We start from the raw sequence: 18,299 nt of genomic DNA, 5'->3' as shown, positions 1-18,299 counted from the left end.
TATGAGCCTGTCACTTCTCAGTCGCTATGCCTTCTTCGCCGCCTGTGTGCTGTTCACCCTGGCGAGCCTGCCCTTCACCCACCACGAATGGCTGTGGCCGTTCACCCTGACCACTGGCATCCTCAGCCTGATCGGCGTATTCGACCTGCTGCAGCAACGCCATGCGGTGCGCCGCAACTACCCGATTCTGGGCAACATCCGCTACCTGGTCGAAGCCATTCGCCCGGAAATCCGCCAGTACCTGCTGGAATCGGACAGCGACGCCTTGCCGTTCTCCCGCGCCCAGCGTTCGCTGGTGTATGCCCGGGCGAAAAACGAAGCCTCGGACAAGCCATTCGGCACCCTGATCGATGTATATGAGTCCGGCTTCGAGTTCATCGGCCACTCCATGCGCCCGGCGCCGCTGGCCGACCCGTCCAGCTTCCGCGTCATTGTCGGCGGGCCGCAGTGCAGCCAGCCGTACTCGGCATCGATTTTCAACATTTCGGCAATGAGCTTCGGCTCGCTCAGCGCCAACGCCATCCGCGCCCTCAACCAGGGTGCCAAGCTGGGTAATTTCCACCATGACACCGGCGAGGGCAGCATCAGCCCTTACCACCGCGAGCACGGTGGCGACCTGGTCTGGGAACTGGGCAGTGGCTACTTCGGTTGCCGCACGCCAGACGGGCGCTTCGACCCCGAACGCTTCGCCGCCCAGGCGCGCAGCCCGCAGGTTCGCATGATCGAGATCAAGATGAGCCAGGGCGCCAAACCCGGCCATGGCGGCATCCTGCCCAAACACAAGGTCACCCAGGAAATCGCCGAGACCCGTGGCGTGCTGATGGGTGAGGACTGCATCTCGCCGTCGCGCCACAGCGCTTTCTCTACGCCAATCGAGATGATGCAGTTCATCGCACAGCTGCGTGAATTGTCCGGTGGCAAACCCGTCGGTTTCAAATTCTGCCTGGGCCACCCTTGGGAGTTCATGGGCATTGCCAAAGCCATGCTGGAAACCGGCATCCTGCCCGACTTCATTGTTGTCGATGGCAAGGAAGGCGGCACCGGCGCGGCGCCGGTGGAATTCACCGACCATATCGGCGTGCCGCTACGCGAAGGGTTGTTGTTCGTGCACAACACCCTGGTGGGCCTTAACTTGCGCGACAAGATCAAGCTCGGGGCCAGCGGCAAGATTGTCAGCGCCTTCGACATCGCCAGCGTACTGGCGATTGGCGCTGACTGGGCAAACTCGGCACGCGGCTTCATGTTCGCCATCGGTTGTATTCAGTCGCAGAGCTGCCACACCAACAAGTGCCCGACCGGCGTGGCGACACAAGACCCACTACGCCAGCGTGCGCTGGTGGTGCCGGACAAGGCCCAGCGGGTATTGAACTTCCACCACAACACCCTGCGTGCCCTCGCTGAAATGCTCGCGGCGGCAGGCCTGGAGCACCCTGCGCAGCTGGAGGCCAAGCACCTGGTGCGGCGCATCTCGGCCACCGAGATCAAGCTGTTCTCGCAGATGCATGTGTTCTTGAAGCCAGGAGAGCTGCTGACGGGCGAGGTGAACGGGCAGTTCTATTCGCGCATGTGGCAACTGGCCCGGGCGGACAGTTTTGAACCGCACAGTGAAGTAGCTGCCTGAGAGAGCCCCGGGGCTGCTGCGCAGCCCCGGTTATTTCAGATCAGGACGCGGTATTTGCTACACCTTGAGCTTCTTTCGGCGCCAGGCGGAACGCGTAATACAACACCGTCAACAGCACCAGGAACGCCGGGCCGATGTACAGGGCCACACGGGTATCCTCGAAGTACGCCATCAAGCCAACCACCAGCACCAGGAACGCCAGCGCCAGGTAGGAGCTCAGCGGCCACAGCCACATACGGTACTTCAGTGCCTTGCGCTCGGCGGTGGTAAGGCCTGCGCGGAACTTGAGCTGTGCGAGCAGAATCATCACCCAGGTCCAGATCGCGCCGAAGGTAGCGATCGAGGTGACCCAGACAAAGACCTTTTCCGGCACCAGATAGTTGGCCAGTACACCCAGCAACAGCGCGCCGATCGACAGCAGCAGCGCATTGCGCGGTACCCCATTCTTCGAAGTACGGGCGAAGGCCGCCGGGGCCTGGCCGTTCTGCGCCAGGCTATAGAGCATGCGCCCGGTGCTGAAGATGCCGCCGTTGCACGACGACAGTGCCGCTGTGATGACCACGAAGTTGATGATGCCGGCCGCAGTCTTGATACCGAGGCGCTCGAAGGTCATCACGAACGGGCTGCCCTGGCTGCCGATTTCGTTCCACGGGTAGATCGACAGGATCACGAACAACGCGCCCACGTAGAACAGCAGAATGCGCCAGAACACCGAGCCGATGGCCTGCGGGATGGTCTTTTGCGGGTTGCGTGCTTCACCGGCGGTCAGGCCGATCATTTCCACGCCCAGGTAAGCGAACATCACCATCTGCAGCGACATCAGCACGCCGGTCACGCCATTGGGCATGAAGCCACCGTTGCTCCACAGGTTGGAAATGCCCATAGCCACACCGTCATTGCCAAAACCAAAGGCGATGATGCCGATACCGCCCAGGACCATGGCGATGATGGTGACGATCTTGATCAGGGCGAACCAGAACTCGAATTCACCGAAAGCCTTCACCGCTACCAGGTTGACCGCGCCCATGCTGCCCAGCGCCGCCAGGGCCCAGATCCAGCGCGGTACGTCGGGGAACCAGATGCCCATATAGATGGCCACTGCGGTAATTTCGGCAACGCAGGTCACCAGCCACAGGAACCAGTAGTTCCAACCGGTGAGGAAGCCCGCCAGAGGGCCGAGGTAGTCCTGGGCATAGCGGCTGAAGGAGCCGGCGACAGGGTTGTGCACGGCCATTTCACCAAGGGCGCGCATGATCACAAGGATGGCCAGGCCGCCGATGATATAGGACAGCATGATCGCAGGGCCGGCCATTTCGATGGCCTTGGCCGAACCCAGGAAAAGACCGACACCGATACAGGCGCCCAGCGCCATCAGACGGATGTGCCGTTCGCCCAGTTCACGCTTGAGCGGGCCGCCTTCAGTGGCAGGGCCGTGGGCAGGGTGGTTGCCGACTGGCATAGCAATACAACCTCATTTTGTTATTGGATTTGACCTTCGTGCAGCACCGGCCATGCCGATAGGCGTGGCGTTGGCTTGCCAGACTGGCCTTGTGGGCCGGCCCGTATGCCGGAATAGAGCGCCCGGCAGGTCGAAGGGGGCGAGCAGTATAGGAAGAGCGTTGTAGGGGTTTTCACTGTATATGTGCAGAAATTTGGCGAGAACCCCGGGATCGCGTCACACTTATCACGATCGCCCGAGCACCATAGCAACATCCCGGTACGAAGAAACCCACACCAAAGCCGCATAGCCCTACCTCGCCTTTCTTCCCGTCCTACAAATTTTTCACCTCACCCGCTCAACGTCTAAGCTTCAGACAAGCAAGACGAAAATACCTGGCCGGATAGAAGACTATGGGCGCACTGTGGCAATCGGAACCAACCAGAACGGAAGCACCCGAGATACCTCCGGCCGAGACGCCACAACCCAAGTCACCCCGTCAGCGTCGGCTATGGTGGCGGCTGATCATCCTTATTCTGCTGGTGGCGCTGGTTGCCATCGGCTTTGCGGCGTATGACGAATTCCGCACCTCCGAGCTGCAATCGCGAGAATTCAGCAAACTGGCCGGCACGCTGACCTATTCGCTGCAGCCAGGCCCCAGCGATGCCATCGTGTACCCGGGTGAAGGGCCGTTCGACAAACGCCTGGGCTACAGCGCGTTGGGCGAGTTCTTGCCACGCCTGCTCAAGCGCGACTACCTGATCAGCGAGCAGGTGAAGTTCTCGCCAGCGTTGATGAACTACGTCGAACACGGGCTGTTCGTGCCTTACATCGAGAAAATCCAGGCCGGTCTGTCGATCACCGACTGCCGTGGCGACACCCTGTACCAGTACAACTACCCGCAGCACCTGTACCCTGATTTTGCAGCGATCCCGCCGGTGATGGTCAACAGCCTGCTGTTCATCGAGAACCGCGACCTGCTCGACACCCAGGACCCGCGCAACAACCCGGCCGTGGACTGGCCACGCTTTGCCAAGGCAGCCTACAGCCAGGTGGCCAAGTACCTGGCCTTGCCCGGCCAGTCCGCTGGCGGCAGTACCTTGGCCACGCAGCTGGAAAAATACCGTCACTCCCCAGACGGCCTGACCGTCTCGGGGGCCGAGAAAATCCGCCAGATGATTTCCGCCAGCGTACGCGCCTACCAAGGCGGCCCTGACACGACTGAGGCTCGTCAGCGTATCGTGCGTGACTACCTCAACAGCGTGCCTCTCTCGGCTGTACCGGGGCATGGCGAAGTGCATGGCATGGCCGAAGGCTTGCGGGTGTGGTACGGCGCCGACTTCGACCAGGTCAACCAGGCCCTGACTTCCACGGCCAGCGACCCCGAGAGCATGGCCGCACGCGGCCTGGCCCTGCGCCAGGTACTGTCACTGATGATTGCCCAGCGCCGCCCTTCGCATTACCTGTCCAAGGGCCGCGTCGAGCTGGCAGAACTGACCGATTCGCACATCCGCGTGCTGGCCGCCAACAAGGTGATCGAGCAGCCCTTGGCCGACGCCGCGCTGGCCAGCAAGGCGGTGTACCGCGACTGGGTTGCGCAGCCGACCATCGTGCCGATTGTGACCAACAAGGGCATCAGCCTGGCACGCAACCGCCTGGCCGCCATGCTCAACCGCCCTTTGTACGACCTCGACCGCCTCGACCTGTCGGCCACCAGCACCTTGCAGGCGGATTTGCAGTTGCAAGTGAGCCAGTACCTGAAGAACCTTGCCGACCCCGAATTCGCGGCGCAGATCGGCCTGATCGGCGAGCGCCTGCTGACCAGCAAGACCACCGACCAGGTGAGCTACAGCTTTACCCTGTTCGAGCGCACCGGCGACGGCTCACGGGTGCGTGTGCAGACCGACAGCACCAACCAGCCTTTCGACATCAACGAAGGCAGCAAGCTGGAGCTGGGCTCGACCGCCAAGCTGCGGGTACTGACCACCTACCTGGAAATCATCGCGCAGCTGCACGACAAGTACGCGGGCAAACCCGCCGCCGAGTTGAAAAAGGTCGAAGTCGCCGAACTCGACCGCATTACCCAGTGGTCGCTGGAGTGGCTTGCACAAAACAGCAAGAACCAGAGCCTGGATGCCATGCTCGATGCGGCGCTGGAGCGCAAGTATTCCGCCAACACCGGTGAAGCCTTCTTCACCGGCGGCGGCATGCATGTGTTCAACAACTTCCGCAAGGAAGACAACAACCGCAACCCGACGCTCAAGGATGCCCTGCGCGAATCGATCAACCTGCCGTTCATCCGCCTGATGCGCGACCTGGTGCGCTACGTGACCTACCAGCAGCCGTACAACCGCGTGCCGCTGCTAAAGGACGACGCCGATCCGCGCCGCCAGGAATACCTGGCCCGCTTCGCCGACAAGGAAGGCACCAATTACCTGATGCGCTTCTGGAAGAAATACCAACGCAAGACCTCGCAGCAGCGCCTGGACACCTTCCTCGACAGTATGCGTGTGACGCCGCAGCGGCTGGCGGCGGTGCACCGCTACCTGTTCCCCGAAGCCGGCCAGGAAACCTTCAATGCCTTCGTCCGTGCCCACCTCAAGGGCGACAAGATTGCCTTGGGCAAGCTGACCGACGGTCGCCTGTCGGAAATGTACGACGCCTACGGCCCAGGCAAGTACGACCTGCCTGATCAAGGCTACATCGCCAAGGTCCACCCGCTCGACCTGTGGCTGCTCGGCTACTTGCTGAAGAACCCCAGCTCGACCCTGACCGAGATGGTCAACGCCAGCCGCTTCGAGCGCCAGGAGGTGTACGGCTGGTTGTTCAAGAGCCGCCACCAAGGCGCCCGCGATAGCCGCATCCGCACCATGGTCGAGATCGAAGCCTTCCTCGACATCCACCAGCGCTGGAAACGCGTGGGCTATCCATTCGACCACCTGGTGCCTTCGCTGGCCACTGCCATCGGCAGCTCGGGCGACCGCCCTGCTGCCCTTTCCGAACTGGTCGGCATCATCCAGAACGACGGCGTTCGCCTGCCAACCTTGCGTATCGATACCCTGCACTTTGCGGCCAACACACCTTACGAAACCAAGCTGATCACCGACCCTGACCGGGGCGTGCGGATTCTGCCGGTTGAAGTCGCGCGTGCCCTGAAAGGCGCCATGTCGCAAGTGGTAGACGCAGGTACCGCGCGGCGTATTTCCGGCAGCTTCAAGCTGCAGGACGGCACACCATTGGTGATGGGTGGCAAGACCGGTACCGGTGACAACCGCATCGAAAGCTTCGGCGCCGGCGGTCGGTTGATTGGCTCGCGCTCGCTGAACCGTACCGCCACCTTCGTGTTCTTCCTGGGCGACAACCACTTCGGCACCCTCACCGCCTTCGTCCCGGGGCGCTCGGCAGAGGCGTTCAAATTCACCTCGGCACTACCCGTGCAGGTGCTCAAGGGCATGGCCCCGATCCTCATGCCGTACCTGCAACCGGGCAATCCGAATGAATGCAAACCGCCGCAGGTTGCCCTGCACACACCACCAGCGGCAGGGAACGTATCGAACGACTAGATGATAATCATCCGCATTAAAGGGCTTGTCTTTAGATATATCTTGAGTAATATCTTAAGATATATCGCAACTGATGGAGCCCTGTCCCATGCGCGAACACACCCCCCATGATCCCTTCGAACGGCGCCCTGGCCGTGGCGAGCGTGGCCCACGCGTTTTCGCCCCCGGAGACCTCAAGCTATTGATGCTCGACCTGCTGGCCGAACAGCCCGGCCACGGTTACGACCTGATCCGCCAGATCGAGAACCTTTTCGACGGCAGCTACAGCCCAAGCCCCGGGGTGATCTACCCCACGCTGAACTTCCTTGAAGAAGCCGAGCTGATCAGCGGCCAGATACAGGGCAGCAAACGCCTCTACGCCATCACCGATGCCGGCCGCCATGCGCTGGCCGAGCAAGCTGTCGCGCTGGACGGCGTGCGTATGCGCATCGAAGTCAGCAAACGCGCCCTGTGCGGCCATGACCGCCCGCCAGAAATTCACGAAGCGGTCGGCAACCTGCGCCACGCACTGCACATGCACAGCGGCCGCTGGACACCGGAAGAAATCGAACGAGTTCGCGACCTGCTCAACCATACCGCCAAGGCCATTGCCTCCGGGCCGGCCGAACCTGTCAGGGAGACTCCCCATGAGTGACACCATCCACCGCGTCAACCACGAGATCCGCCAACGCCGACTGCAGGTACTGCGGGTCACCGACCTCACCCAACGCATGCGCCGCATCACCCTGGGTGGTACCGAGCTGCAAGGCTTCACCAGCGTGGGCAGCGACGACCATATCAAACTGCTGTTCGCCGAAACGCCAGAACAACAGCAGGCCATCGAGGCCCGTAATCTGGGGCGTGACGGTGGTGCACGGCCCACCATGCGCGAGTACACACCACGGCGTATCGACCTGGTGGCCAATGAGCTGGATATCGACTTTGTGCTGCACGGTGACGGCCCTGCCTCCACCTGGGCTGCGCAGGCCGCGCCGGGGCAAACGCTGGATATCGCCGGGCCACGGGCGTCGATGGTGGTGCCGGACATGTTCGACAGCTATTTGCTGGTTGGTGACGAAACGGCCATTCCGGCAATTGGCCGTCGGCTGGAAGAGTTGCCAGCGGGCCGCCAGGTGCTGGCGGTGATCCAGATCGAAGATGAGCAGGAGCGCCAGCCACTGCCGAGCAAGGCTCAGGTTGAAGTGATCTGGGTACGCCGCCAGCAGGAAGATTTGCTGGCACTGGTGAAGAACCTGACCTTGCCGCAAGGCCGGTTGTATGGCTGGGTGGCGCTGGAAAAAACCCTGACCCGCCAGGCCAAGGCGCTGCTGCTGGAGAAAGGGGTGCCGGAAGATGCGCTGAAGGCTGCGGCCTACTGGCGTGCCGACGGGACTGCGGACGACGAGTGATTGTTGTGCCTGTTCCGGCCCTTTCGCGGGTTTACCCGCGAAAGGGCCGGAATTGACACAACATATCTAGAGATTTTCAGCCGCCCGTCGCCCTTGCCATTTGTCCAGCCCCAGCAAAACGACTCCAATCCCCCAGAACCCCATCAACACCCCCAAGGCATTGAGCATCACCTGCCCATATCCAAGGCTCGCCACATCGATGAACGGGTAGGCATACACGCCAATCTCGCTCCCCCGCCACAGCGCATAGGCAAAGTACACCGCCGGGTATATCGCCCAGACCGCCAGGTGCCATAGCCGCAACGTGCCCTTGCGCACCTCGCACCACCAATACAAGGCATAAAGCACCGGCATCACGTCGTGCAGCAATTCATCCGCCAGCCACTGCCAGCCTTGCGGCTGCCACAAATGGCGCAACAACACGCTGTAGGCCAGTGCCACCAGCACGATACTGGCAGCGATCGCGGAACTCACCGAAGGAGACAGGAAAAAACGCTTGGCATGCCCTTCCCGCCCAAACGCCGCATAACTGAGCACCGTCGCCACCAAGGTATTGCTCAGCACGGTGAAGTACCCGTACACGTTGATCAGGCCGCCCATCAGGCTGGCCTGTTCCTGCCAACGCGCCACCAGCACCAGGTACACCTGCACAGTCAGACCGAACCAGCCCAGTACAGCCATACCGGTCAGCCAAGGACGCTGTGGCATGTCAGGCCTGTCGCTGCATTTTCACATACAGCTGCTCGACCTTTTCCCGCGCCCACGGTGTCTTGCGCAAGAAGGTCAGGCTCGACTTGATGGTCGGGTTGCTCTTGAAGCAGCGCACATCGATGCGTTCGGCCAGGCCCTGCCATTGGTAGTGCGCCACCAGCTCGGTAAGGATCTGCTCAAGGGTCTTGCCGTGTAGCGCGTTGTGTTGGGCCGTGCTCATGCTGTGCTCCGTAGGAAAGATGCGCACCTTACACGAGTGTAGTGGTGGGTGGGATCAGTCGACTCGACAGAAAAACCGCTGGCAATGGGCAAAACCTCTGTGCTGAAATAGATATGTTATGTTGTAACATTACAAAATCCTCTGCCAAGGAACGCCCCATCCCCATGCTGTACACACCGCTTCGCCTCTCACCCCTTGCCGTCGCGCTCTGGCTGGCTGCATCACCCAGCCAGGCCGTGGAACTCGAACCCCAGGTCATCACCGCCAACCCACTGGGCAATCGCCAGCTGGCCGCTCCCAGCACCGTGCTTGAAGGCGACAACCTGTTGCAGCAACAGCACGGCAGCCTCGGTGAAACCCTGAACAAACAGCCTGGTGTCGCCTCCACCTGGTTCGGACCGGGTGCCAGCCGCCCGGTGATTCGTGGCCTGGACGGCGACCGCATTCGTATCCTGCGCAATGGCGTCGGCGCGCTGGATGCCTCGTCGCTGTCCTACGACCATGCCGTACCGCTGGACCCGGTCACCGTCGACCGCGTCGAGATCGTCCGTGGCCCTGCCGCCCTGCTGTACGGCGGTAACGCCATCGGCGGTGTGGTCAACACCTTCGACAACCGCATCCCGGATGCGCCCATCGAGGGCATTCACGGTGCCGGTGAGCTGCGCTACGGCGGCGCCGACACCACCCGCAGCAGCGCCGCCAAGCTGGAGGCCGGTAACGGTGCCTTTGCCCTGCACCTGGATGCCAACAGTCGCCAGTTCAACGACCTGCGCATCCCCGGCTACGCCCGCAGTTCCAAGGTGCGTGACGCTGACGAGCCCGGCAGCAAGCACCGCCTGGAAAACAGCGACGGTCGCCAGGATGGCGGTGCGGTCGGTGGCGCGTACCATTGGGATCACGGCTATGCTGGCCTGTCCTACAGCGGCTATGACAGCAACTACGGCTCGGTGGCCGAATCTGGCGTGCGCCTGGACATGAAGCAGGACCACTACGCCTTCGCCTCCGAACTGCGCGACCTCGACGGCCCGTTCAGTTCGGTCAAGGTCGATGCCGGCTACACCGACTACGAACACAGGGAGATTGAAGAAGGCGAGGTGCACACCACCTTCAAGAACAAAGGCTACGAAGCGCGCATCGAAGCCCGCCACCAACCGCTCGGGCCGGTGGAAGGGGTGATTGGCGCCCAGGTCAGCCGCAACGAGCTCTCTGCCCTGGGCGAAGAAGCCTTTGTACCGCACACCGATACCGACAGCCTGGCGCTGTTCATGCTCGAGCAGTGGCAGGCCACCGAGCGCCTGAACCTGAGCCTGGGTGCACGCATGGAGCACACCCGGGTAGACCCCGACGCCAAAGGCAACGAAAACTTCGTCGATGCCGACAGCGCGAGCAGCTTCAACGCCTTCAGCCTGTCGTCAGGTGCGGTGTACCAGCTTGACCCGATCTGGTCGCTGGCCGCCAACCTCGGCTACACCGAGCGCGCTCCGACCTTCTACGAGCTGTATGCCAATGGCGCACATGTGGCCACTGGCGCCTTTGAAGTTGGCGATGCCAGCCTGAACAAGGAAAAGGCCATTTCCGCCGACCTGGCACTACGCTTCGACAATGGCACGCACAAGGGCAGTGTCGGGGTGTTCTACAGCCACTTCCGCAACTACATCGGATTGATCGGCACCGGCAACACCCGCGAAGGTGGGCATGACCACGACCACGACGAGGATGACCACGACCACGATCATGACCACGGTAGCTTCCCGGAGTACCAGTACCAGGGCGTGCGTGCGCGCTTCTATGGCATCGAAGCCCAGGACCGCTGGCAACTGGCCGAGAACCGTTACGGCAGCTTCGCGCTGGAACTCTCCGGCGACTACACCCGAGCCAAGAACCTCGACAGTGGCGAGCCGCTGCCACGCATCGCCCCGCTGCGCCTGAACAGCGGGCTTGTCTGGGAACTGGACCGCTGGCAGGCACGGGTCGATGTGCAACATGCGGCATCGCAACACCGCAAGCCGGCCAACGAAACCAGCACCGATGGCTACACCACGCTGGGGGCGAGCGTTGGCTACCGCTTCGAGGTTGGCCAAAGCCAGTGGCTGGCGTTTGTGCGCGGTGAAAACCTGACCGACCAGACTGTGCGTTATGCCAGCTCTATTCTGCGCGATATTGCCCCGGCGCCGGGGCGTAGTGTGGAAGTCGGCCTGCGTACTACCTTCTGAAATCGCGGGGGCGCTTTGCGCCCCCTACAGGCCATTGTTACCAGACAAACAATAATGCCCTGCGACATTTTGTCTTTTTTTCTTACAACTTCCCCTATATCCTCCTCGCCGCAAGCTGAAACGCTTCATCGAAACCCTCTTGTCGCCATATCCATTGAAGGGCCCGACCTTCGATGCGCTTGCCGTTTTTTCAACAATCAAAAGATAGCGCTATCTCATGTTTCAACTGCCCAAACCCTGTTACATCGGCCTTGCCCTCAGTGCCTTGGCGACACCCGCCAGTGCCAGCGAAATGTTCGCCAACGACTCCCCCTGGATGCTCGGCGACTGGGGCGGCACCCGCAGCGAATTGCTGGAAAAAGGCTACGATTTCACCCTCGGCTACACCGGCGAGATGGGCAGCAACCTGCACGGCGGCTACGACCACGACCGCACGGCGCGCTACAGCGACCAGTTCACCTTTGGCAGCCACCTGGACCTGGAAAAGATCTTGGGCTGGCATGACACCGAGTTCCAGCTGACCATCACCGAACGCCACGGCGACAACATCAGCAACGACCGCATCAACGACCCACGCGTCGGCGGCTTCACCTCGGCCCAGGAAGTCTGGGGCCGTGGCGAAACCTGGCGCCTGACCCAGATGTGGATCAAGCAGAAGTACTTCGACGGCGCGCTGGACGTGAAATTCGGCCGCTTCGGCGAAGGCGAGGACTTCAACAGCTTCCCCTGCGACTTCCAGAACCTGGCCTTCTGCGGCTCGCAGGTGGGCAACTGGGTGGGCGGCATCTGGTACAACTGGCCGGTCAGCCAGTGGGCCCTGCGCGTGCGCTACAACCTTACCTCCGAGCTTTACGCGCAGGTCGGCGTCTTCGAGCAGAACCCTTCCAACCTTGAATCCGGCAACGGCTTCAAGCTCAGCGGCAGCGGCACCCAGGGCGCGGTAATGCCGGTGGAACTGGTGTGGAGCCCGCGTCTGAATGGCCTGAAAGGGGAATATCGCGCCGGCTACTACTACAGTAATGCCAAGGCACAGGATGTTCTCAAGGACAGCAACGGCCAGCCGGCAGCCCTGAGCGGCGCCGCCTACCGCAGCAGTTCCAGCAAACACGGCATGTGGCTCGGCGCCCAGCAGCAGGTGACTTCGCTGGCCTCCGACCAGTCGCGTGGCCTGAGCCTGTTCGCCAACGCCACGGTGCATGACAAGAAGACCAATGCCATCGACAACTATGTGCAGGCAGGACTGGTATACAAAGGGCCTTTCGACGCCCGCGCCAAGGACGACATCGGTTTCGCCCTGGCCCGCGTGCACGTCAACCCTGCCTACCGCAAGAACGCCCGCCTGGCCAACCAGGCCGCCGGCGTCGACGACTACGACAACCCCGGCTTCCTGCCCGTGCAGGACACCGAATACAGCGCCGAGCTGTACTACGGCATTCATTTGGCCGACTGGCTCACGGTTCGCCCCAACCTGCAGTACATCCGCCACCCGGGCGGGGTATCGCAGGTTGATGGCGCCCTGGTCGGCGGCCTGAAGATCCAGAGCAGTTTCTAACCCCTTTTTGACCTGACGGAGAACCTACGATGAGCACTGAAAGTGCCAACAATGGAAGCCGCTGGCTACCGCGCCTGATGGGCGCGCTGCTGTTGCTGATGGGCCTGGCCCTGCTGGCCGGCGGCATCAAGCTGAGCCAGCTGGGTGGATCGCTTTACTACCTGATCGCCGGTATCGGTTTTGCCCTGTCGGGCATCCTGCTGCTGGCTCAGCGCCGTATCGCCCTGGGCCTGTATGGCCTGGTACTGCTGGCCAGCACCGTCTGGGCCCTGCTCGAAGTGGGCCTGGACTGGTGGCAACTGGTGCCACGCCTGGCCATCTGGTTCGCCATCGGCGTGGTGCTGCTGCTGCCTTGGGCACGTCGCCCGCTGATCGGCCCGGCCAGCAAAGCCAACACTGCGCTGCTGAGCGTTGCCGTGGTCGCATCCGGCGCTTGCGCGGTCGCCAGCCAGTTCACCCACCCCGGTGAAGTGTTCGGCGAACTGGGCCGCGAAAGCAGTGAAATGGCCAGTGCTGCCCCGGCCATGCCCGACGGCGAATGGCAGGCCTACGGCCGTACTGAACATGGCGACCGCTACTCGCCGCTGCGTCAGATCACCCCACAAAACGCCTACCGCCTGGAAGAGGCCTGGCGTATTCGTACCGGTGACTTGCCGACCGAAAACGACCCGGTGGAGCTGACCAACCAGAACACCCCGCTGAAGGTCAACGGCATGCTCTATGCCTGCACCGCGCACAGCCGCCTGCTGGCCCTGGACCCGGACACGGGTGCGGAAATCTGGCGCTACGACCCTCAGGTCAAAAGCCCGGTCGGCACCTTCAAGGGCTTTGCCCACATGACCTGCCGTGGCGTTTCGTACTATGACGAAAACCGCTACGTCAGCCGCGACGGCAGCCCGGCACCGAAAATCACTGACGCAGGCCAAGCCGTGGCCCAGGCCTGCCCGCGCCGCCTCTACCTGCCTACCGCAGATGCCCGCCTGATCGCCATCAACGCCGACAACGGCAAGGTGTGCGAAGGCTTCGCCAACCAGGGCGTGATCGACCTCACCACCGGTATCGGCCCGTTCACCGCCGGCGGCTACTACTCCACCTCGCCTGCTGCAGTCACCCGTGACCTGGTGATCATCGGCGGCCACGTGACCGACAACGAGTCGACCAACGAGCCGTCCGGCGTGATCCGTGCCTACGACGTGCACGATGGCCACCTGGTTTGGAACTGGGACAGCAACAACCCGGACGACACCAAGCCATTGGCCCCGGGCAAGCTGTACAGCCGCAACTCGGCCAACATGTGGTCGATCGCCAGCGTCGATGAAGACCTTGGCATGATCTACCTGCCGCTGGGCAACCAGACCCCGGACCAGTGGGGCGCCGACCGCACACCAGGCGCAGAGAAGTACAGCGCCGGCGTGGTCGCGCTTGACCTGGCCACCGGCAAGGCTCGCTGGAACTACCAGTTCACCCATCACGACCTGTGGGACATGGACGTCGGCAGCCAGCCGACCCTGGTGCACCTGAAGACCGACGATGGCGTGAAACCCGCGATCATCGTGCCGACCAAGCAAGGCAGCCTGTATGTGCTCGACCGCCGCGACGGCACGCCGATCGTACCGATTCGCGAAATCCCTACCCCGCAAGGCGCGGTGAAGGGCGACCACACATCGCCGACCCAGGCCCGCTCCGACCTCAACCTGCTTGGCCCTGAGCTGACCGAACAGGCCATGTGGGGCGCCACGCCGTTCGACCAGATGCTGTGCCGCATCCAGTTCCGCGAGCTGCGCTACGAAGGCCAGTACACCCCGCCGTCCGAGCAGGGCTCGCTGGTCTACCCAGGCAACGTCGGCGTTTTCAACTGGGGCAGCGTGTCGGTTGACCCGGTGCGCCAGCTGCTGTTCACCTCGCCCAACTACATGGCCTTCGTATCGAAGATGGTCCCGCGTGAGCAGGTTGCCGAAGGCAGCAAACGCGAAAGCGAGACCAGCGGCGTGCAGCCGAATACCGGCGCCCCTTATGCAGTGACCATGCACCCGTTCATGTCGCCACTGGGCGTACCGTGCCAGGCCCCGGCCTGGGGTTACGTTGCCGCCATCGACCTGTTCACCAACAAGGTGGTGTGGAAGCACAAGAACGGTACCACCCGCGACAGCACCCCGGTCCCGATCGGCCTGCCAGTTGGCGTGCCAAGCATGGGCGGCTCGATCGTGACCGCTGGTGGCGTCGGCTTCCTCAGCGGCACCCTCGACCAGTACCTGCGCGCCTATGACGTGAACAACGGCAAGGAACTGTGGAAAGCCCGCCTGCCGGCAGGTGGCCAAGCCACGCCGATGAGCTACACCGGCAAGGATGGCAAGCAGTACGTGCTGGTGACTGCCGGCGGCCATGGCTCGCTGGGTACCAAAATGGGCGACTACATCATCGCTTACAAACTCGCTGAATAACCCTCAAGTGATGCGGTGGCTGTGCTGCCGCATTCGCGGCTAAAGCCGCTCCTACAGGTTCTGTGCTGCCCCCAAGGCAGGCGCCGTACCTGTAGGAGCGGCTTTAGCCGCGAAGAGGCCGGTACAGCCGACCAAAGATGAAAGCCCTGCCTGCTGCCTTCGTCTACCATTGAAACCCATCCCACCCTGCCCCATCTAAGCACCATAGTCATTCACGCAGGTGCCCCATGAGCGACCAGCAGGATTTCCCGGAACACCCCGACGAACACAACGAAGTCGAACACACCACCACGCAGGCCGAAACCGGCCATGCCCTCGCCCTGCCCGGCCAGCGGCTGCCGGACAAGGTCTACGTGATCCCGATCCACAACCGCCCGTTCTTCCCGGCTCAGGTACTGCCGGTCATCGTCAATGAAGAACCCTGGGCCGAAACCCTCGACCTGGTGGCCAAGTCGCCGGACCACTGCCTGGCACTGTTCTTCATGGACACCCCGCCAGAAGACCACCGCCACTTCGACACCGCCGCGCTGCCGCAGTACGGCACGCTGGTCAAGGTGCACCATGCCAGCCGTGAGAACGGCAAACTGCAGTTCGTTGCCCAGGGCCTGACCCGGGTACGCATCCGCACCTGGCTCAAGCACCACCGCCCGCCCTACCTGGTTGAAGTCGAATACCCGCGCCAGCCCGCCGAGCCCACCGACGAGGTAAAGGCCTACGGCATGGCGCTGATCAACGCGATCAAAGAGCTGCTGCCGCTCAACCCGTTGTACAGCGAAGAGTTGAAGAACTACCTCAATCGCTTCAGCCCCAACGACCCGTCGCCGCTCACCGATTTCGCCGCCGCGCTCACCTCGGCCACCGGCAACCAGTTGCAGGAAGTACTCGACTGCGTACCCATGCTCAAACGCATGGAAAAGGTGCTGCCGATGCTGCGCAAAGAGGTGGAAGTCGCGCGCCTGCAGAACGAGATCTCGGCCGAGGTCAACCGGCAGATCGGCGAACATCAGCGCGAGTTCTTCCTCAAGGAACAGCTCAAGGTCATCCAGCAAGAGCTGGGCCTGACCAAGGACGACCGCAGTGCCGACCTCGAACAGTTCGAGCAGCGCCTGGAAGGCAAGACCTTGCCGTCCCAGGCGCGCAAGCGCATCGACGAAGAGATGGGCAAGCTGGCCATTCTCGAAACCGGCTCACCCGAATACGCCGTCACCCGCAACTACCTCGAATGGGCCACCGCCCTGCCGTGGGGTGTTTACGGCAAGGACAAGCTCGACCTCAAGCATGCGCGCAAGGTCCTCGACCAGCACCATGCCGGCCTCGACGACATCAAGGAACGCATCCTTGAATTTCTCGCCGTAGGTGCCTGGAAAGGCGAGATCAGCGGCTCGATCGTGCTGCTGGTCGGCCCGCCCGGGGTGGGCAAGACCAGCATCGGCAAGTCCATCGCCGAGTCGCTTGGCCGGCCGTTCTACCGTTTCAGCGTGGGCGGCATGCGTGATGAGGCCGAGATCAAGGGCCATCGCCGTACCTACATCGGTGCCCAGCCCGGCAAGCTGGTGCAAGCCCTGAAAGACGTCGAAGTGATGAACCCGGTGATCATGCTCGACGAAATCGACAAGATGGGCCAGAGCTACCAGGGCGACCCGGCTTCAGCGCTGCTGGAAACCCTCGACCCGGAGCAGAACGTCGACTTCCTCGACCACTACCTCGACCTGCGCCTGGACCTGTCCAAGGTGCTGTTCGTGTGCACTGCCAACACCCTCGACTCAATCCCTGGCCCATTGCTCGACCGCATGGAAGTGATCCGCCTGTCCGGCTATATCACCGAGGAAAAGCTGGCCATCGCCAAACGCCACCTGTGGCCCAAGCAACTGGAAAAGGCCGGCGTCTCCAAAAGCAGCCTCAGCATCAGCGACAGCGCCTTGCGCCTGGTGATCGATGGTTATGCCCGCGAAGCAGGCGTGCGTCAGCTGGAAAAGCAACTGGGCAAGCTGGTACGCAAGGCCGTGGTCAAGTTGCTGGAAGCCCCCGATGCAAAACTGAAGATCGGCACCAAGGACCTCGAAGCGGCACTCGGCATACCGGTGTTCCGCAGCGAGCAGGTACTGGCTGGCAAAGGCGTGATCACGGGCCTGGCCTGGACCAGCATGGGTGGCGCCACGCTGCCGATCGAGGCGACCCGCATTCACACCCTCAACCGTGGCTTCAAGCTGACTGGCAAGCTGGGTGACGTGATGAAGGAGTCGGCCGAAATTGCCTACAGCTATGTCAGCTCCAACCTCAAGCAGTTTGGCGGTGACCCAGGCTTCTTCAACGAAGCGTTCATCCACCTGCATGTACCTGAAGGGGCCACGCCCAAAGACGGCCCGAGCGCGGGCATCACCATGGCAAGTGCCCTGTTGTCGCTGGCCCGCGACCAGGCACCAAAAAAAGGCGTGGCCATGACCGGCGAGCTGACCCTCACCGGCCAGGTGCTACCGATTGGTGGTGTGCGCGAGAAGGTGATTGCGGCGCGGCGGCAGAAAATCTTCGAGCTGGTCTTGCCAGAGCCTAACCGAGGGGACTTCGAAGAACTGCCGGACTATTTGCGCGAAGGCCTGACGGTTCACTTCGCCAAGCGCTTTGCCGATGTGGCCAAGGTTCTGTTCTAACCTGCACCGGCCTCTTCGCGGCTTTAGCCGCGAAGAGGCCGGCACTGACAACACAAAACCCAACAGCATCGGTTATCCTCGGGCCATCGCCAGCCCCCGGAGCCAACATGACCGCCCCTCGTCTGCTCGTTCCCCTGAGCTTCGCCCTGCTTTCTGCCTGCGCCCAGCACCAAACACAGCCCGTCGAACTGGATGCCGAGAGTGAATGCCCAACCCGGCTGCAGGTTGGCCAGGCACTCACCCTGAGCTTGCCCAGCAACCCGTCCACCGGCTATCGCTGGCGTGTCGAAAACCCAGCCTCAAGCGTACTGCGTAGCCTCGGCCCGGAGATATACAGTGCCCCCGAAGAAGAAGACGTGGTCGGCAGCGCCGGTGTTTCCACCTGGCGCTTCCAGGCCAGCAGCACCGGAGACGCCCAACTGGTGCTGGTCTACCAGCAGCCGTGGGCCGCAGACGTCGCCCCGGTGCAAACCTTCGACTGCAAGATTATCGTCCGCTGAGCAC

At 62.5% G+C, this 18,299-nt stretch carries 12 protein-coding genes; 9 read left to right on the top strand and 3 right to left on the bottom strand.

Translation table 11 applies throughout. The features are described 5' to 3' along the window. Position 1 precedes the first annotated feature (1 nt). The gene (locus tag D8767_RS06435) at positions 2-1,621 is read left to right on the top strand and encodes an FMN-binding glutamate synthase family protein (RefSeq protein WP_016713720.1); all 1,620 of its coding nucleotides are present in this window, start codon (positions 2-4) and stop codon (positions 1,619-1,621) included. Between the two features lie 40 nt (positions 1,622-1,661). On the opposite strand, the gene D8767_RS06430 is transcribed toward D8767_RS06435, so the two are convergent. Further along, a complete protein-coding gene (locus tag D8767_RS06430; RefSeq protein ID WP_016713719.1) occupies positions 1,662-3,080 on the bottom strand; it encodes an amino acid permease in 1,419 nt (472 codons plus the stop codon). Between the two features lie 392 nt (positions 3,081-3,472). Between D8767_RS06430 and D8767_RS06425 the strand changes: the two genes are divergently transcribed. From D8767_RS06425 to D8767_RS06415, 3 genes are all read left to right on the top strand, one after another. Further along, complete coding sequence (locus D8767_RS06425; RefSeq protein ID WP_016713718.1) at positions 3,473-6,622, top strand: transglycosylase domain-containing protein; 3,150 nt, start codon at positions 3,473-3,475, stop codon at positions 6,620-6,622. Positions 6,623-6,710: 88 nt separating this feature from the next. Then, the gene (locus D8767_RS06420; protein ID WP_016713717.1) at positions 6,711-7,256 is read left to right on the top strand and encodes a PadR family transcriptional regulator; all 546 of its coding nucleotides are present in this window, start codon (positions 6,711-6,713) and stop codon (positions 7,254-7,256) included. Next, positions 7,249-8,010, top strand: a complete 762-nt coding sequence (locus tag D8767_RS06415) for a siderophore-interacting protein (RefSeq protein ID WP_016713716.1) — start codon at positions 7,249-7,251, stop codon at positions 8,008-8,010. The genes D8767_RS06420 and D8767_RS06415 overlap by 8 nt, the downstream gene beginning before the upstream one ends. Before the next feature lie 66 nt (positions 8,011-8,076). On the opposite strand, the gene D8767_RS06410 is transcribed toward D8767_RS06415, so the two are convergent. Both D8767_RS06410 and D8767_RS06405 read right to left on the bottom strand, forming a co-directional pair. After that, positions 8,077-8,718, bottom strand: a complete 642-nt coding sequence (locus tag D8767_RS06410) for a Pr6Pr family membrane protein (protein ID WP_016713715.1) — start codon at positions 8,716-8,718, stop codon at positions 8,077-8,079. A 1-nt stretch (position 8,719) separates the two neighbouring features. After that, on the bottom strand, positions 8,720-8,941 hold the full coding sequence (locus D8767_RS06405; RefSeq protein WP_016713714.1) for a VF530 family DNA-binding protein: 222 nt from the start codon (positions 8,939-8,941) through the stop codon (positions 8,720-8,722). Between the two features lie 164 nt (positions 8,942-9,105). On the opposite strand from D8767_RS06405, the gene D8767_RS06400 reads away from it, so the two are divergent. From D8767_RS06400 to D8767_RS06380, 5 genes are all read left to right on the top strand, one after another. Continuing rightward, positions 9,106-11,154 (top strand): TonB-dependent receptor, encoded by a 2,049-nt coding sequence (locus D8767_RS06400; RefSeq protein ID WP_122048288.1) that lies wholly within the window; start codon positions 9,106-9,108, stop codon positions 11,152-11,154. 217 nt (positions 11,155-11,371) lie between these two features. Next, complete coding sequence (locus D8767_RS06395; protein ID WP_016713712.1) at positions 11,372-12,706, top strand: carbohydrate porin; 1,335 nt, start codon at positions 11,372-11,374, stop codon at positions 12,704-12,706. Between the two features lie 29 nt (positions 12,707-12,735). Then, positions 12,736-15,147, top strand: coding sequence for a glucose/quinate/shikimate family membrane-bound PQQ-dependent dehydrogenase (locus D8767_RS06390; protein WP_016713711.1), 2,412 nt, complete (start codon positions 12,736-12,738; stop codon positions 15,145-15,147). Positions 15,148-15,374: 227 nt separating this feature from the next. Then, positions 15,375-17,795, top strand: a complete 2,421-nt coding sequence (gene lon, locus D8767_RS06385) for an endopeptidase La (protein ID WP_016713710.1) — start codon at positions 15,375-15,377, stop codon at positions 17,793-17,795. 107 nt (positions 17,796-17,902) lie between these two features. Beyond that, the gene (locus D8767_RS06380; RefSeq protein WP_016713709.1) at positions 17,903-18,295 is read left to right on the top strand and encodes a protease inhibitor I42 family protein; all 393 of its coding nucleotides are present in this window, start codon (positions 17,903-17,905) and stop codon (positions 18,293-18,295) included. Positions 18,296-18,299 lie beyond the last annotated feature (4 nt).

It is taken from the genome of Pseudomonas sp. LTGT-11-2Z (assembly GCF_003691445.1).
In the GTDB taxonomy this organism is placed as follows: domain Bacteria; phylum Pseudomonadota; class Gammaproteobacteria; order Pseudomonadales; family Pseudomonadaceae; genus Aquipseudomonas; species Aquipseudomonas monteilii.
This window is presented reverse-complemented; position numbering and strand designations above follow the sequence as displayed.

What these genes read in the sequence shown, in the direction of transcription:
- D8767_RS06425 (WP_016713718.1), top strand. Translation starts at nt 3,473, where the DNA reads ATGGGCGCACTGTGGCAATCGGAACCAACCAGAACGGAAGCACCCGAG.
- D8767_RS06410 (WP_016713715.1), bottom strand. Translation starts at nt 8,718, where the DNA reads ATGCCACAGCGTCCTTGGCTGACCGGTATGGCTGTACTGGGCTGGTTC.
- D8767_RS06390 (WP_016713711.1), top strand. Translation starts at nt 12,736, where the DNA reads ATGAGCACTGAAAGTGCCAACAATGGAAGCCGCTGGCTACCGCGCCTG.
- D8767_RS06430 (WP_016713719.1), bottom strand. Translation starts at nt 3,080, where the DNA reads ATGCCAGTCGGCAACCACCCTGCCCACGGCCCTGCCACTGAAGGCGGC.
- D8767_RS06415 (WP_016713716.1), top strand. Translation starts at nt 7,249, where the DNA reads ATGAGTGACACCATCCACCGCGTCAACCACGAGATCCGCCAACGCCGA.
- D8767_RS06395 (WP_016713712.1), top strand. Translation starts at nt 11,372, where the DNA reads ATGTTTCAACTGCCCAAACCCTGTTACATCGGCCTTGCCCTCAGTGCC.
- D8767_RS06405 (WP_016713714.1), bottom strand. Translation starts at nt 8,941, where the DNA reads ATGAGCACGGCCCAACACAACGCGCTACACGGCAAGACCCTTGAGCAG.
- D8767_RS06380 (WP_016713709.1), top strand. Translation starts at nt 17,903, where the DNA reads ATGACCGCCCCTCGTCTGCTCGTTCCCCTGAGCTTCGCCCTGCTTTCT.
- D8767_RS06400 (WP_122048288.1), top strand. Translation starts at nt 9,106, where the DNA reads ATGCTGTACACACCGCTTCGCCTCTCACCCCTTGCCGTCGCGCTCTGG.
- lon (WP_016713710.1), top strand. Translation starts at nt 15,375, where the DNA reads ATGAGCGACCAGCAGGATTTCCCGGAACACCCCGACGAACACAACGAA.
- D8767_RS06420 (WP_016713717.1), top strand. Translation starts at nt 6,711, where the DNA reads ATGCGCGAACACACCCCCCATGATCCCTTCGAACGGCGCCCTGGCCGT.
- D8767_RS06435 (WP_016713720.1), top strand. Translation starts at nt 2, where the DNA reads ATGAGCCTGTCACTTCTCAGTCGCTATGCCTTCTTCGCCGCCTGTGTG.